Here is a 15,432-nt window from a genome sequence, read left to right as displayed (position 1 = left end):
CAGACTCATTTGCACTCTATTTTCATCAGACAATCTGTGTGAGCACTGCACTCAACCTCTCTCAGGTAAGGAGGTGATCCAACCGCAGGTTCCCCTACGGTTACCTTGTTACGACTTCACCCCAGTCATGAGCCACAAAGTGGTCAGCGCCCCCCTTTCGGTTAAGCTACCGACTTCTTTTGCAACCCACTCCCATGGTGTGACGGGCGGTGTGTACAAGGCCCGGGAACGTATTCACCGTAGCATGCTGATCTACGATTACTAGCGATTCCGACTTCATGGAGTCGAGTTGCAGACTCCAATCCGGACTACGACAGACTTTGTGTGTTCCGCTTGCTCTCGCGAGGTCGCTTCACTTTGTATCCGCCATTGTAGCACGTGTGTAGCCCTACTCGTAAGGGCCATGATGACTTGACGTCATCCCCACCTTCCTCCGGTTTATCACCGGCAGTCTCCTTTGAGTTCCCACCTTCACGTGCTGGCAACAAAGGATAAGGGTTGCGCTCGTTGCGGGACTTAACCCAACATTTCACAACACGAGCTGACGACAGCCATGCAGCACCTGTCTCTCAGTTCCCTAAGGCACTTCGCTGTCTCCAGCAAATTCTGAGGATGTCAAGAGTAGGTAAGGTTCTTCGCGTTGCATCGAATTAAACCACATGCTCCACCGCTTGTGCGGGCCCCCGTCAATTCATTTGAGTTTTAACCTTGCGGCCGTACTCCCCAGGCGGTCGATTTAACGCGTTAGCTTCGGAAGCCACCGTTCAAGACCGCAACCTCCAAATCGACATCGTTTACAGCGTGGACTACCAGGGTATCTAATCCTGTTTGCTCCCCACGCTTTCGCACCTGAGCGTCAGTCTTCGTCCAGGGGGCCGCCTTCGCCACCGGTATTCCTCCACATCTCTACGCATTTCACCGCTACACATGGAATTCTACCCCCCTCTACGAGACTCCAGTCAACCAGTCTTAGATGCCATTCCCAGGTTGAGCCCGGGGATTTCACATCTAACTTAATTGACCGCCTGCGTGCGCTTTACGCCCAGTCATTCCGATTAACGCTTGCACCCTCCGTATTACCGCGGCTGCTGGCACGGAGTTAGCCGGTGCTTCTTCTGCGGGTAACGTCAAAATCTAACCCTCTTCAGGCTAAACCCTTCCTCCCCGCTGAAAGTACTTTACAACCCGAAGGCCTTCTTCATACACGCGGCATGGCTGCATCAGGCTTGCGCCCATTGTGCAATATTCCCCACTGCTGCCTCCCGTAGGAGTCTGGGCCGTGTCTCAGTCCCAGTGTGGCTGGTCATCCTCTCAGACCAGCTAGAGATCGTCGCCTAGGTAGGCCATTACCCTACCTACCAGCTAATCCCATCTGGGTTCATCCGACGGCGTGAGGCCCTTTCAGGTCCCCCACTTTGGTCTCGCGACATTATGCGGTATTAGCCACCGTTTCCAGTGGTTATCCCCCGCCCTCGGGCAGATCCCCAGACATTACTCACCCGTCCGCCGCTCGTCAGCAAAAGCGCAAGCGCTTTCCTGTTACCGCCCGACTTGCATGTGTTAGGCCTGCCGCCAGCGTTCAATCTGAGCCATGATCAAACTCTTCAATTTAAATCAAAGTTTGATGCTCAAAGAATTCTGACTAATTATTTCGTAATGAATTAACTGTTGTTCACTCTTCAAGACTTTAAAACGTATTTTTTTGTGATACGGTCTTGTGAGTGCCCACACAGATTGTCTGATTAATTGTTAAAGAGCAGGCTGACATAAAAAATAACATTCTCGTTCAGCCGGGCTGCGTATACTACGCTGTTCACCCGCAGAGTCAAGCACTGATTATCGCTTTCTCTGCCCGACCTCACAATGTTTATCAGCGTTGTGTCGGTCAGTGGTGGCGCATTATAGGGCGTTCTTTGACGCTGGCAAGCATTTATTAAAAAAAAACTGCCGTTCGCAGTTTTTTTCAACAAAATCCGCGATTTCGTGTTTTTTTCATACAAAATTGATGGCATCGACAATAATTATTCCCAAACTAAAGTACTATTCCACGTATTGGTACTCGAATCATGCCAACGATTCATTGGAATTTCCTTGATCAGGATTTATTAAAGTGGTGGATGAATCGTGACAATCTTAGTCAAGTGGTCGAACATTTCCATATAGTAAGATTAGTAATAGAACCACAAGTTTGCTTTCTTGCTGCACAAAATGCCACACAAAAGCAAAAGAAGCAGCTCTTACAGATAATAGATGAAATGTATCTACTAAAAACCGGGAAAAATGGATAGGATCGATTACCAGTTTCACTACACCATTTATAAATCTTGTGGAAATCCATTCTTATGCTCTTTTGCCAACCTGTTTAACCTAGTTTACCAGAACTGCTTTGAAGCTATTATTTTCGATAAAGTTGTACCACTGAAAGCTCATAAAACAATTGTTAATTCTATTACCCAAGGTGACAGTTACAGTGCACTTCTCGCTTGCCGAAAGTTATTAACAGAACGCGAATGATCTTATATAGTAGTGCATTAGATTAATATCCAACCAAACATTGTCTAGATAAAATAAGCAGGACTATTAATGGTAAAAACCGCTCGTAATATGGCGGGGCTACCCTGGATTGCTGCAATAGCTTTCTTTATGCAAGCTTTAGATGCAACAATTCTCAACACAGCATTGCCCGCTATTGCTGAAAGCCTCAAACATTCACCTCTGGCGATGCAATCTGCTGTTGTCAGCTATACTCTGACTGTCGCTTTGCTAATTCCAGTCAGTGGCTGGTTAGCAGATCGTTTCGGTACCCGCCGGATATTTATGTTTGCTGTATCCTTATTTTCTTTAGGCTCCCTTGCCTGTGCTTTGTCAGGTAATTTAGCTTTTCTAGTGGTTTCACGTGTAATTCAAGGAATTGGTGGCGCAATGATGATGCCAGTTGCCCGTCTTGCTTTATTACGTGCATACCCACGCAGCGAACTTCTACCTGTTATGAATTTTGTCACCATACCAGGGTTAGTAGGACCAATTCTTGGTCCCATGCTCGGCGGGCTATTAGTCACTTATGCTACCTGGCACTGGATATTTATTATCAATATTCCAATCGGTTTATTGGGGATTATTTACGCTAAAAAGCATATGCCTAATTTTACAATGCCAAAACGTTCATTTGACTTTTTCGGTTTCATACTTTTTGGGCTGAGTTTAATCATGGTTTCTGTCAGTTTGGATTTACTAGGAGAGAGTTCGTTACCCGGCTATATACCTCTGACAATTATGGTTGGTGGTTTTATGATATTATTTGGTTATCTGATGCATGCTAGAAAACAACCCCAACCCCTTATCAGCCTGGAATTATTCCGTATTCGCACATTCTCTATCGGTATTATAGGTAATATTGTTACACGCTTGGGAACGGGTTGCATTCCCTTCCTGATGCCTTTGATGCTACAAGTTGGATTTGGTTATTCAGCGGTCATTGCCGGAATGATGATGGCACCAACAGCTATTGGTTCTGTTATAGCCAAATCTTTCGTTACTAATGTATTAACTGGCTTTGGATATCGTAAAACGCTGGTTAGCATAACCATTATTATTGGATTAATGATTTCTCAATTTTCACTGCAATCACCAGAAATGTCTGCTGTTCTTTTGTCTATTCCACTATTCTTACTAGGCATGGCTGTATCTATTCAATTTACTTCGATGAATACCATTACTCTCGCTGATCTGACCGATAATAATGCCAGTTCAGGAAATAGTTTATTAGCTGTAACTCAGCAGTTATCTATTAGCTTCGGTGTTGCGGTAAGTGCAGCTATTCTTCGTTTCTATGAATCTATGCCTAATGGAACAACAGTTGATAACTTCCACAGTACTTTTATTACCGTAGGAATAATCACTTTACTCTCTTCTTCCACCTTCCTACTATTACATAAGGAAGATGGAGATAACATGATCAAGAAAAAGAACACTTAAGAACGAGAAACTGAACTACGCTCAATCAGTGTCGGAGTCAATACTAATAATTTAGGATCACTTTCTGGGTTATCCATCCGATAAAGCAAAGTATCAACAGCTAACTTTCCTAACTCATCTTTTGGCTGATGAATGGTTGTCAATGGTGGGATCATATAAGGGGCAAGGTCGATATCATCATAACCTATGATGGAAATATCATCCGGTACAGAAAGTCCGGCTTGGTACAGAGCCTGATAAGCGCCAACGGCCATTGCATCATTTCCTGCAAAAACAGCTTCTGGCGGTTCTGGATGTTGTAGTAATTCCTGCATTGATTTAAAACCACCAGCAAATTCAAAATCACTGTAAATTTCATATCCGTCAGGAATAGTAAGGCCAGCATTTGCCATTGCCTTTCTATACCCCTTCAATCGATGATTAGCAGGTGTTTTATCTTGTGGACCTGCAATACAGGCTATTTTTTTAAAACCACAGCTAATAAGGTGATTAGTGGCCATCTCACCTCCCAACAAGGAGTTGTCCTGAATAACATCACCGACAATATCAAATGGAGACCAATCCATCATAACCACAGGTAAAGGAGGATAACGGCGCAAAACATCACAGGAATTGTGTTGATTTTCAGTACACATAATCAGCACCCCATCTACTCGCTTTTGCAGCAACGTTTCCATGCTGTAATCCATTCGTTTGGTATCACCTTCTGTATTACATAAGATAAGGCTGTAACCACGCTCATAACAGCTTCGTTCAACCCCTCTTACAATTTCAGCATAAAAAGGATTATTACTGGTCGTTACCAACATACCAATGGTTTTGGTTTGCTTGATTTTAAGACTTCGTGCAAGCGCTGATGGCGCATAATTCAATTGCTCAATCGCATCATTAACTTTCTTTTTCACACCATCACTGACATAACGATTATTATTAATAACATGAGATACAGTTGATGTAGAAACACCTGCAAAACGAGCAACATCTTTCATTGTAGCCACAGTTAATCCTGTTCAATTAAAAATGCATCAATTTCATTTCGCCACGGAACAGAAGGCTGAGCTCCCTGACGGGTTACCGCTATCGCAGCAGCAGAATGAGCAAATCGTATGGCAGATAACATGGATTTTCTTTCCAATAATGCTGTCACCAGCGCACCATTGAAAGTATCTCCTGCCGCAACAGTATCTACAACGTTAACTTTAAATCCCGGAACAATTTTTCCTTTCTGACCACTTTCACTCAACCATACCCCACGGCTACCCAATGTGATAATTACAGTTTCAATACCTTTCCCATGCAGTATTTGAGCCGCATTTTCCGCATCTGAATCATTTTCTACTTTAATGCCGGTGAGATATTCCGCTTCAGTTTCATTCGGTGTAATGATATCCACCAATGAGAGCAATTGATCAGATAATTTTCGGGCCGGCGCCGGATTGAGTATTACTTTTGTATTATTTTGTTTAGCTATTGTTGCAGCAAGTTGCACTGTTTCCAATGGAGACTCAAGTTGTATCAATAATGCATCTGCTTCCTCAATAATATTTTGGTAGCGATAGAAATATTCCGGTGTCAACGCTGCATTAGCGCCTGCATTGATACCAATAATGTTTTCACCTTGATGATTAACGAAAATCAACGCTACACCCGTTGTTTCTCCTTTAATCACTTCAATGCCAGAAGTGTTAATATTATCCTTTGCTAACTGCTGACAGATACGAAAACCAATATCGTCCTCACCAACACAAGCAATAAATGTAATGTCAGCACCGCTACGGCCTGCTGCTACCGCCTGATTAGCACCTTTACCACCAAAAGCAACCTGATATTGTTCTCCGATCACCGTTTCCCCCGGTCGAGGGAATGACTTAAGATTCAAAATATGGTCAGCATTAATGCTGCCAAGCACCGCAAGTTTTGCTGTACTCATTACATTTATTCCTTTTCAATTATGCCGTCACCATCACCAATAAGTAACGGCATAAATACCGATTTATTTTTTAATAACTAACTCCAATTCTACAGGGATGACGGCCTCAACTTTTTCGCCCCTCAGCACTTTATTTGCAGTCTGAACACCAACGATACCAATTTGATCAGGACGCTGAGCGATTGTCGCTCCTAGTTTTCCACGTTGAACAGCTTTGATACCATCTCCAGTACCATCAAAACCAACAACTAATACATCGCTTTTACCTGCTGTCTGTAAAGCGCGCAAAGCACCTAACGCCATCTCATCATTCTGAGCAAATACAGCTTGTACAGCCGGATGAGCCGTCAGTAAGTTCTGCATAACGTTCAGTCCCTTGGTTCGATCGAAATCAGCAGGCTGACTAGCTAGCACATTAAATTTATGTTCCTGTGCTACCTTATTAAATCCTTCACCACGTTCACGGGCAGCAGAAGTGCCGGCAATACCTTCTAGCTGAATAATTTTGGCTTCATTCCCTAATTTTTCGGCGATAAAATCACCCGCTATTTTACCCCCCAAGCGGTTATCAGAAGCAATATGACTGACAACAGTACCTTTATTCGCTATCCGATCTAGAGTAATAACCGGAATTTTGGCATTGTTAGCCATAATAATAGCATTACCAACAGCATCGGAGTCAGTCGGGTTAATTAGCATGAGTTTAGTACCACGTACCGTCAAATCCTGAACATTAGCTAATTCTTTCGCTGGATTATCCTGAGAATCCAACACAATTAGGTTATAGCCCAACTTATCCGCCTCTTTTTGAGCACTATCTTTCATTGTGACAAAGAATGGATTATTCAGGGTAGAAATGACTAACGCGATAGTGTCTTTCGCCAATGCATTTACACTTACAGTCATACTTAGCGCAACAGCAGATAAAATTGTTACTAATTTCTTCACTTTCATCGTGTTATTTCCTGTAGGGTGAGGTTATTTACCACTTTTGTTATCAACCAGAACTGCCAACAATATTACAATTGCTTTAACAATCATCTGATAGTTAGAAGAAATACCTAATAAGTTTAAGCCATTATTTAAAAAACCGAGGATTAGTGCACCAATCAAAGTACCAATAATTAACCCCTTACCACCAGCCAGGCGAGTTCCTCCCAGAACTACGGCAGCAATAGCATCTAATTCATAACCTCCCCCCGCCATAGGTTGAGCAGAAGAAAGACGAGCAACTTCAATAATACTTGCCAATGCCGTCAGGAAACCGCATAAGGAGTAAACGATAATTTTAATTTTATCGATATTGATACCAGATAAACGGGTAGCCGATTCATTCCCCCCCAAGGCATAAATATAACGACCTAAACGGGTGTGATGCAGGATATACCATGTGATAACAAAAACTATCAACATCAGCCATACTGGAGTAGGAATTCCCAGTGGGCGACCAATACCAAACCAGCCAAACAGATCGGCATTATCACTGAATCCTGTATTTATTGGACTACCATCAGTATAGACACGGGTTATTCCACGAAGTAATAACATCATGACTAGAGTGGCAATAAAAGCCTGTACTTTACCTTTAGCAATTATTATTCCTGTACAAGCACCAATTGCAGCACCTAAAGCCAAAGCACTCACGATAGCCACCAGAGCATTAACTTCCGTACCAACCAATGAAGCTACTATTGCACCTGTTAACGCAAGCAATGAACCAACAGACAGGTCAATACCTGATGTCAGGATAACCAATGTCATCCCAACGGCCATAATGGCATTGACTGATGTTTGTTGCAGAATATTAAACAAGTTATTTAAAGTGAAAAAGTTTTGGCTAAGAGAAGAAACTACTGCTATCAGCACTAGCAACGCAATCAGTGACTTTTGTTTCAGTAACCACTCTTTAGTAAACCAACGTTTAAATGTCGGTGATATATTAGAATTCATACTGAATTACTCCTGAATCGCTCCATATTGTTTGCCTACAGCCGCTGCCATCAAAATTTCTTGAGTTGCCTGTTCAGCAAAAAATTCTCCACTGATCTGGCCTTCACACATAACCAAAATACGATCACTCATTCCTATCACTTCTGGCATTTCAGAAGAAACGAGAATAATGCTTAACCCCTCTTTCTTGAATTGATTAATTAACTGATAAATTTCTTTTTTTGCACCAACATCTACACCACGCGTAGGTTCATCCAGAATAAGAACTTTTGGTCTGGTCATTAATCCACGGGCAATAGCTACTTTTTGCTGATTACCACCAGAAAGTAAACCAATAACTTGTCCCATTGAAGGTGTCTTGATACTAAACAATTTAATAAAGTCACTAACTGCATTCTGTTCTTCTTTATGATTAAGACCACCTAACCGGTTACTGAAATAACGCAAGGCAGTAAGAGACATATTATCTTTGATTGACATTCCCAAAACTAAGCCATCACGTTTACGATCTTCTGAAATATAAACAATCCCACAAGCTAACCCATCCTGAGGGTTACGAATTACAATGGGGGTTCCATCCAGTGTGATTTGCCCCTGAGTTTTTGGCAACGCACCATAAATAATTTTCATCAATTCAGTGCGGCCAGCCCCCATTAGCCCTGATATACCCAAAATTTCCCCGCTATAAAGGGAAAAACTGGCATTTGTCACACCGGGGCCAGAAATCTGCTTAACTTCAAGTCGTTTTTTACCCCGAGGTAAATTCAGGCGAGGATACTGATCTTCCAGTTTTCGCCCAACCATCATTTCAATCAGAGTCTCTTCTTTTAGCTCTTTTACTGACTTTTCACCAATAAATTGTCCATCACGAAATACCGTTACATCATCGCAAATTTCAAAAATTTCTCTCAAACGATGGGAGATATAAACAATGCCACATCTCTGAGATTTTAGTTCATATATTACGCGAAATAATGATTCAGTTTCTGTATCAGTCAGCGCATCCGTCGGCTCATCCATAATGATAACTTTGGATTTAAAACTCAGCACCTTAGCAATTTCAACCATTTGTTGATCACCGATAGAAAGTTCAGCGACTAAACGGTGACTGCTGTAACTCAGATTCAATTTTTTTAACAGGCGATCGGCTTCCTGATACATTTTTCTCCAGTCAATTGCACCGAATTTATTAACAAATTCGCGTCCCAGGAAAATATTTTCAGCAATAGTCAGTTGGGGAATAAGATTTAATTCCTGATGGATAATCCCGATCCCCGCTTCCTGAGAGGATCTAGGGCCAGAAAAAATCACTTCTTTTCCTAAATAATGAACTGTGCCTGTATCTCTGGTATATATCCCAGTCAACACTTTCATCATCGTGGACTTACCTGCACCATTCTCTCCCACCAGTGCCATCACTTTACCTGGATAAACACGTAATGCCGCACCAGATAATGCTTTGACACCAGGAAAAGATTTACTAATTCCTTTTAGTTCCAGTACAGGCTGCATAATCACCTCAGAAAGTCACACCAGCACCAAGGATAATATTGGCATAAGGAGAATGCTCTCCTGTGCGAATCACTGCTCGGCTATGTTTTGTTTTTTCTTTCAACACATTATGACTAATATAATCTACAGTAATTGAATTCCCTTGCTGTTTCTCAAGCTCTTTAATTTGAGTTAATATTAATTGATGTATTAAAGGATTATGGCCAATGATCTCCTCAGCTAAGAATGCAGCTTCAATCTGCATTTCTTGTGTAACAACATTAAGAACGGATATAAAACTGGGAATTCCCTGGGTTAGCGCTAAATCAATCCGCTGGGCTAAAGAAGGAATTGGTAATCCAGCATCACCAATTGTAATCTGGTCAGTATGCCCTAGCTGAGAAATTACGGCTGAAATTTCAGAATTAAGTAATACACCTTTTTTCATTTTTTTATTCCATTAGCGAAACGTTTCGCTATTTAGTAATATAGAAAGTAATATTTAAAATGCAACATTAGTGATACAAAAATGTGATCACTATCGAAACGTTTCGATAATAAAAGAAACGAAAAAAAACGTTAACTTATTGAATATTTGACGCTGAATCGATTTTTAAGGTAAATATTGTCTATATCAACAAATAATGATTAAAATCTATGGAGAAGGTTAATTAGGTTTTATCTAATCCAACAGATAATATTGGTAAGAATCATGTTGTTAGCAGAAAAAATAGTTTGCTTAAGTCATTATCTGGAAAGTGGTCTGTATGAAAGACAACAGACTATTCGTTTATGTTTGCTAGCGGCATTGTGTGGGGAAAGTGTTTTTCTACTTGGTCCTCCAGGCATCGCAAAAAGTTTGATAGCCCGCCGATTGAAATTTGCATTTCGTGATGCCAGAGCATTTGAATATCTAATGACTCGCTTTTCAACCCCTGAAGAAATTTTCGGCCCTCTCTCTATTCAGGCACTGAAGGAAGAAGGACGTTATCAACGTCTAACCAACGGATACTTACCTGAAACTGAAATTGTCTTCCTTGACGAAATATGGAAAGCCGGCCCGGCAATTCTTAATACCCTACTGACTGCAATTAATGAAAGAAAATTCAGAAATGGGGATACAGAAGATAAAATTCCAATGCGATTACTTATAACTGCATCCAATGAGCTACCTGAAGCAGATAACAGTCTGGAGGCGCTTTATGACAGAATGCTAATTCGTATCTGGCTGGATAAAATTCAAGAAAAGAAGAATTTCCGAGCGTTACTCTCTAGCCACAAAAATGAAAATGATAACCCTGTTCCGGCAAACATTCAAATAACAAGTGAAGAATTCCATCAATGGCAAAAAGAGATTGATAAAATAGTTTTACCAGACAGTTGTTTTGATATTATTTATCATCTACGTCAGCAACTTGATGCAACAGAACATTCACCTTACGTTTCAGACAGGCGCTGGAAGAAAGCCATTCATTTATTACAAGCAAGTGCTTTCTTCAATGGCAGAAAAGAGATATCACCTCTTGATTTAATATTACTGAAAGATTGCCTGTGGCATGATCTTCACTCTTTTAAATTATTACCCCAATACTTGAATACTCTGATGACCGAACAAGCATATAGGCAAAGAATATTATCTCAACAAATTGATTCGCTTTATCACCAATGGACTCAAGCCTGTCAGGATAAAAATGATCAGCAGGCGTTAAAGCTGGAAAAACAAACCCGTCTGTTTGGACGTAAAATACAATATTCTCTACCCGATCATATCAATGAAGAAAAATTGATTCTATTCCTGCATACACCTCTTCATCTCCATGATATTAAAGTTAATTTTATTGAATTGGAAAAAAAAGCGTTGAATATCTGGATAAACAAAGGCAGAGAATTATCAGCACGTCTGAACGGCATTGGTTTTCCACAAAATATAGCAGCCGAAGTTAATTCAGCACATCAGCCAGAGATTTTTGATATCAGCCGCCGTTCATCCACGCTATATTTACCAGATCATCAACATCAGCAAAATGAAGAAAACAACGAGTGGCAGGAAAGATTAGAAAAATTTAATCAAGAAATCCATCACCAACACCAATTGTTTAATCAGCATCAGCCATGTTTATTTATTGAAAGTCATTGGCTTGCTACGATAGAGCAAAGCTTTATCCAGTTATCAGATAAAATTAAGCAGTTGAAAATAAAAATAGGCAGCTAATTAAATGATTAGTTTGACAACCCTTGATCTCTTACTGTCAATAAACGAAGGAGAGATGATAGAAGAGATCATATTAACGCTTTTAGCTTCACCTCAGTTAGCTATCTTTTTTGAAAAACATCCTCGCTTGAAACGTGCACTATTAAAAGATATCCCTGGCTGGAAACACGATTTACAGCAAAGGATTAAAGAAGCGCTCATTCCTGTAACTCTGGCAGAAGAATTTCAGTTATATCAACAAATACTGTCTGCCAATACAAATTATTTTTACCTTAAACTTCCCGATATTTTAGAAACGCTGAACCGAATTGAATCCCCTTTTAGTGAAGAAGCACAGAAACTCGCAACCAACACCATTGCTGATTCAAATACACTACAAACCCTATTTATTCAACGATGGAGGATCAGTTTGATCCTGCAAACTACAACCTTCCATAAGCAATTGCTGGAGCAAGAAAAAGAGCAATTACTGGCAGAACTGCAACAAAAGCTGACACTAAGCGGTAATCTTGATCCTGTTTTTAGTGAAAATGATAGGGCAGCGGGGCGATTATGGGATATGAGCAAAAGTCAGTTAAATCATTCTCAAAATGATAAGCAGTTATTGATCCACTATAGTGAATTTCTTCACCAACAGCCGGAACTGAAAAAATTAGCTCAATTACTTGGACGCAGCCAATCTGTAAAATCAAAACCACAAGAAAACCATTTTTTCGAACCAGTTACTACAATCGAGCGAACACCCGACATCATTCCTGAACAGGTAAATGGTATCGGACAAAGTGATGATATTCTGCGCCTATTACCAATAGAATTAGCAATATTAGGAATTGAAGATCTGGAATATGAGTTTTATCGCAAATTAGTGGAAAAAAAACTCCTGACCTATCGCTTACAAGGTGATAACTGGCGAGAAAAAACAACATTACAGCCAGTCACTCATTATAGCCAGGAAGAAAAACCTCAAGGACCATTTATTATTTGTGTAGATACTTCCGGTTCTATGGGGAAATTCAATGAAAAATGTGCCAAAGCTTTTTGTCTGGCACTGTTACGCATTGCTCTAGCTGATAATCGCAACTGTCATATCATGCTATTTACAACGGGAATTGTGCACTATGAACTATCTTCACCAGATGGTCTGGAGCAAGCTACTCGTTTTCTCAGCCAAACTTTCAAAGGAGGGACAGATCTCGCTTTCTGTCTGACAAGCACAATAGAAAAAATGAAAGAAAAATGTTGGAAAAATGCTGATGCTGTTGTTATCTCAGATTTCATTGCCCAGCGTCTGCCGAACTCACTAATCCATCAGATAAAAAATCTGCAACTGCATCAGCAATACCGCTTCCATGCGGTCTCCATGTCCCAATATGGTAAGCCCGATATTATGCGGATATTTGATCATATCTGGCACTTTGATACCGGACTTAAAAGCCGTTTACTGCGAAAATGGCGTCACTAACTTGAATTAAAGCATATCTTCTACAGTTTCGCGTACTTCAGGTGACCAGATACTGCACTGAACTTGACCAATGTGTTTCATTTGCAGCAGTAACATCACTAAGCGGGATTGACCAATACCGCCACCAATCGACTGCGGCATGTCGCCTTTGAGTAACGCCTGATGCCAATCATATTGTAAACGCTCTTCATCACTAGTCAGAGCTAACTGGCGCTCCAATGCTTCTGCATCAACACGGATACCCATAGAAGAGATCTCAAACGCATCTTCCAAAACAGGGTTCCAGACAATGATGTCGCCATTTAGACCAACGAAACCATCGCTGTTTGGTGTCGTCCAGTCATCATAATCAGGCGCACGCACATCATGAGATTGACCATCAGATAATTTCGCACCAATACCAATGAGGAAAACAGCACCCAATTCTTTAGCAATAGCCCGTTCACGGCCTTTTGCATCCAGATCCGGATAACGGCTCAGAAGCGTTTCGCTATGAACAAAGTGAATTTGATCTGGCAGGAACGGTGCCAGACCAAACTCTTTGTTGACAGCTTTTTCTGTTTCTTTTATTGCTTCGTAGATTTTACCTACTGTCTGTTTAAGATAAGCAAGTGAGCGTTGCCCATCTTCCATCACTTTTTCCCAATCCCATTGATCAACATAAACAGAGTGAATTGGTGTTAAGCGATCCTCATCTGGACGCAATGCTTTCATGTGAGTGTAAAGCCCTTGTTCAGGCTGAAAGCCAAAACGACCCAGTGTCCTACGTTTCCATTTAGCCAACGAATGTACGACTTCGAAAGTTGAATCCGGTAAAGTTTTTACTTTCACCTGAACAGCTTTTTCATGGCCGGACAAGTTGTCCTGAATACCATCTCCCAAACAACTTAGGATTGGTCCCTGTACTTCAATCAGACCCAGTTTGCTTTCCAGCAGACGGGAAAAGAAGGATTTAACAAAACTGATTTGTTGCTGCTTTTCAATAAACGACTTTTTCATAATGTTATTCTCTAATTTTTTAGGTGACCCTGATGTCCTGTTGGAAACATTAAGCAATAAAATGAGGGATAAATTCAATATACTTTAATAAAAATAGACTTTATGATTCATAAAATTCATTTTTAAGATTAAAAAAATGAAAATTCATTAAAAAAAGGCGCTGAAAATGGCAGAAATTTATCAGATCGACAATCTAGACCGTGACATACTTCACGCTTTAATGGACAACGCACGTACACCTTATGCCGAACTAGCAAAGAAATTTGCTGTCAGTCCGGGAACAATTCACGTTCGCGTGGAAAAAATGAAGCAAGCAGGAATCATTACCGGTACCAGAGTCGATATCAGCACGAAACAACTTGGTTATGATGTGTGTTGCTTTATTGGCATTATTCTCAAGAGTGCTAAAGATTACCCATCAGCTCTAAAAAAACTAGACAACCTGGATGAAGTAGTTGAGGTTTACTACACAACAGGCCACTACAGCATCTTTATTAAAGTTATGTGCCGTTCAATTGAATCCCTTCAAGATGTACTTATCAACAAAATACAGACTATCGATGAAATTCAATCAACAGAAACCCTGATCTCCTTACAAAACCCGATTATGCGGACAATCAAGCCATAACATAAAATTTGTTATAACCATATTATCCACAGGTAGATCCCAACAGATTCACAGCGTACAATAGCGACTCTTAAAATCTGTTGGGATCACTATGGCTACTATTACCTTAATCAGCGGCAGCACAATGGGCAGTGCCGAATATGTAGCTGAACATATGGCTGAAATTCTGGAAGATGCTGGTTTTTCCACTGAAATGCTACATGGCCCCTCCTTAGATGAACTTCCTCAGGAAGGAATCTGGCTAGTCGTCACATCCACACATGGAGCAGGAGAATTGCCAGAAAATATACAACCATTGGCCGCAGAAATTTCTGACCAAAAACCCGATCTCAGCAAGGTAACGTTTGGTGCTGTTGGCCTTGGTAGTTCCGAATACGATACTTTTTGCGGTGCAATAAGATCATTTGACCAACTATTGATAGAAAATGGTGCTAAACGTCTCGGCGATCGTCTGGAAATTGATATTCAACAACATGAGATCCCTGAAGATCCAGCAGGAGAATGGGTTAAATATTGGGCAAACACACTCTAATAAGAACAAAAAAACAGCAAACGATTGTGGATAACTCATCTAAAAAGCCGGGGTTAACCCGTAGTTATCCATAGTATAACTATATGACAATGATCACCTTGTGAATAACTACCGATTTAGATCCCAGTTTATACCTTGTGGGATCACGGATCATTCACAACAAATGATCCTTTACAGCTTTATGATCTTTCTAAGGAAAAATAACTTATCCACAAAAGATCATGATCCTAATAAAAGATCTAATAAACAGATC

Annotated in this window: 14 protein-coding genes and 1 rRNA gene; 7 read left to right on the top strand and 8 right to left on the bottom strand. The window is 40.8% G+C overall.

Features of this window, described 5'->3' with window-relative positions; all coding sequences use genetic code 11:
• Positions 1-66 precede the first annotated feature (66 nt).
• Positions 67-1,611: ribosomal RNA gene (locus PluTT01m_RS00325) — 16S ribosomal RNA — on the bottom strand.
• A 455-nt stretch (positions 1,612-2,066) separates the two neighbouring features.
• Between PluTT01m_RS00325 and PluTT01m_RS00315 the strand changes: the two genes are divergently transcribed.
• The 3 genes from PluTT01m_RS00315 (at position 2,067) to mdtD (ending at position 3,975) form a co-directional block, all read left to right on the top strand.
• The gene (locus tag PluTT01m_RS00315; RefSeq protein WP_049789714.1) at positions 2,067-2,288 is read left to right on the top strand and encodes a hypothetical protein; all 222 of its coding nucleotides are present in this window, start codon (positions 2,067-2,069) and stop codon (positions 2,286-2,288) included.
• Positions 2,281-2,514: an FCD domain-containing protein gene (locus tag PluTT01m_RS28130; protein ID WP_049789713.1), complete on the top strand. Its 234-nt coding sequence runs from the start codon at positions 2,281-2,283 to the stop codon at positions 2,512-2,514. Before PluTT01m_RS00315 ends, PluTT01m_RS28130 begins: the two co-directional genes overlap by 8 nt.
• A 69-nt stretch (positions 2,515-2,583) precedes the next feature.
• On the top strand, positions 2,584-3,975 hold the full coding sequence (gene mdtD, locus PluTT01m_RS00305) for a multidrug transporter subunit MdtD (RefSeq protein ID WP_011144473.1): 1,392 nt from the start codon (positions 2,584-2,586) through the stop codon (positions 3,973-3,975).
• On the opposite strand, the gene rbsR is transcribed toward mdtD, so the two are convergent.
• The 6 genes from rbsR to rbsD form a co-directional block, all read right to left on the bottom strand.
• Positions 3,972-4,973: a ribose operon transcriptional repressor RbsR gene (rbsR, locus tag PluTT01m_RS00300; protein WP_011144472.1), complete on the bottom strand. Its 1,002-nt coding sequence runs from the start codon at positions 4,971-4,973 to the stop codon at positions 3,972-3,974. The two genes, mdtD and rbsR, sit on opposite strands and share 4 nt — an antisense overlap.
• A 2-nt stretch (positions 4,974-4,975) precedes the next feature.
• Entirely contained in the window at positions 4,976-5,905 is a 930-nt protein-coding gene (gene rbsK / locus PluTT01m_RS00295) for a ribokinase (RefSeq protein WP_011144471.1), read from the bottom strand.
• A gap of 63 nt (positions 5,906-5,968) precedes the next feature.
• Positions 5,969-6,859: a ribose ABC transporter substrate-binding protein RbsB gene (gene rbsB, locus PluTT01m_RS00290; protein WP_011144470.1), complete on the bottom strand. Its 891-nt coding sequence runs from the start codon at positions 6,857-6,859 to the stop codon at positions 5,969-5,971.
• Between the two features lie 24 nt (positions 6,860-6,883).
• On the bottom strand, positions 6,884-7,855 hold the full coding sequence (gene rbsC, locus PluTT01m_RS00285) for a ribose ABC transporter permease (protein ID WP_011144469.1): 972 nt from the start codon (positions 7,853-7,855) through the stop codon (positions 6,884-6,886).
• Positions 7,856-7,861: 6 nt separating this feature from the next.
• Positions 7,862-9,367 (bottom strand): ribose ABC transporter ATP-binding protein RbsA, encoded by a 1,506-nt coding sequence (gene rbsA / locus PluTT01m_RS00280; protein ID WP_011144468.1) that lies wholly within the window; start codon positions 9,365-9,367, stop codon positions 7,862-7,864.
• Between the two features lie 7 nt (positions 9,368-9,374).
• Positions 9,375-9,794: a D-ribose pyranase gene (gene rbsD / locus PluTT01m_RS00275; protein ID WP_011144467.1), complete on the bottom strand. Its 420-nt coding sequence runs from the start codon at positions 9,792-9,794 to the stop codon at positions 9,375-9,377.
• Between the two features lie 252 nt (positions 9,795-10,046).
• Between rbsD and ravA the strand changes: the two genes are divergently transcribed.
• Together ravA and viaA are read left to right on the top strand one after the other, a co-directional pair.
• Positions 10,047-11,558, top strand: coding sequence for an ATPase RavA (gene ravA / locus PluTT01m_RS00270; protein ID WP_011144466.1), 1,512 nt, complete (start codon positions 10,047-10,049; stop codon positions 11,556-11,558).
• Between the two features lie 4 nt (positions 11,559-11,562).
• Positions 11,563-13,020 carry an ATPase RavA stimulator ViaA gene (gene viaA, locus PluTT01m_RS00265; protein ID WP_011144465.1) on the top strand — a complete coding sequence of 486 codons (1,458 nt, stop codon included), beginning with the start codon at positions 11,563-11,565 and terminating at the stop codon, positions 13,018-13,020.
• Between the two features lie 6 nt (positions 13,021-13,026).
• On the opposite strand, the gene asnA is transcribed toward viaA, so the two are convergent.
• Positions 13,027-14,019 (bottom strand): aspartate--ammonia ligase, encoded by a 993-nt coding sequence (asnA, locus tag PluTT01m_RS00260; RefSeq protein ID WP_011144464.1) that lies wholly within the window; start codon positions 14,017-14,019, stop codon positions 13,027-13,029.
• A 166-nt stretch (positions 14,020-14,185) separates the two neighbouring features.
• Between asnA and asnC the strand changes: the two genes are divergently transcribed.
• The gene (gene asnC, locus PluTT01m_RS00255; protein ID WP_011144463.1) at positions 14,186-14,647 is read left to right on the top strand and encodes a transcriptional regulator AsnC; all 462 of its coding nucleotides are present in this window, start codon (positions 14,186-14,188) and stop codon (positions 14,645-14,647) included.
• A gap of 91 nt (positions 14,648-14,738) precedes the next feature.
• Entirely contained in the window at positions 14,739-15,179 is a 441-nt protein-coding gene (gene mioC / locus PluTT01m_RS00250) for an FMN-binding protein MioC (protein ID WP_011144462.1), read from the top strand.
• Positions 15,180-15,432: the final 253 nt, after the last annotated feature.

The organism is Photorhabdus laumondii subsp. laumondii, assembly GCF_003343245.1.
GTDB lineage: Bacteria > Pseudomonadota > Gammaproteobacteria > Enterobacterales > Enterobacteriaceae > Photorhabdus > Photorhabdus laumondii.
Note: the sequence above shows the minus strand (reverse complement) of the source record. Positions and strands in the feature narration are given on the sequence as shown.

Coding starts and splice junctions, on each gene's coding strand:
- PluTT01m_RS00315 (WP_049789714.1), top strand. CDS start 2,067: ATGCCAACGATTCATTGGAATTTCCTTGATCAGGATTTATTAAAGTGG.
- PluTT01m_RS28130 (WP_049789713.1), top strand. CDS start 2,281: ATGGATAGGATCGATTACCAGTTTCACTACACCATTTATAAATCTTGT.
- mdtD (WP_011144473.1), top strand. CDS start 2,584: ATGGTAAAAACCGCTCGTAATATGGCGGGGCTACCCTGGATTGCTGCA.
- rbsK (WP_011144471.1), bottom strand. CDS start 5,905: ATGAGTACAGCAAAACTTGCGGTGCTTGGCAGCATTAATGCTGACCAT.
- rbsB (WP_011144470.1), bottom strand. CDS start 6,859: ATGAAAGTGAAGAAATTAGTAACAATTTTATCTGCTGTTGCGCTAAGT.
- rbsC (WP_011144469.1), bottom strand. CDS start 7,855: ATGAATTCTAATATATCACCGACATTTAAACGTTGGTTTACTAAAGAG.
- rbsA (WP_011144468.1), bottom strand. CDS start 9,367: ATGCAGCCTGTACTGGAACTAAAAGGAATTAGTAAATCTTTTCCTGGT.
- rbsD (WP_011144467.1), bottom strand. CDS start 9,794: ATGAAAAAAGGTGTATTACTTAATTCTGAAATTTCAGCCGTAATTTCT.
- viaA (WP_011144465.1), top strand. CDS start 11,563: ATGATTAGTTTGACAACCCTTGATCTCTTACTGTCAATAAACGAAGGA.
- asnA (WP_011144464.1), bottom strand. CDS start 14,019: ATGAAAAAGTCGTTTATTGAAAAGCAGCAACAAATCAGTTTTGTTAAA.
- asnC (WP_011144463.1), top strand. CDS start 14,186: ATGGCAGAAATTTATCAGATCGACAATCTAGACCGTGACATACTTCAC.
- mioC (WP_011144462.1), top strand. CDS start 14,739: ATGGCTACTATTACCTTAATCAGCGGCAGCACAATGGGCAGTGCCGAA.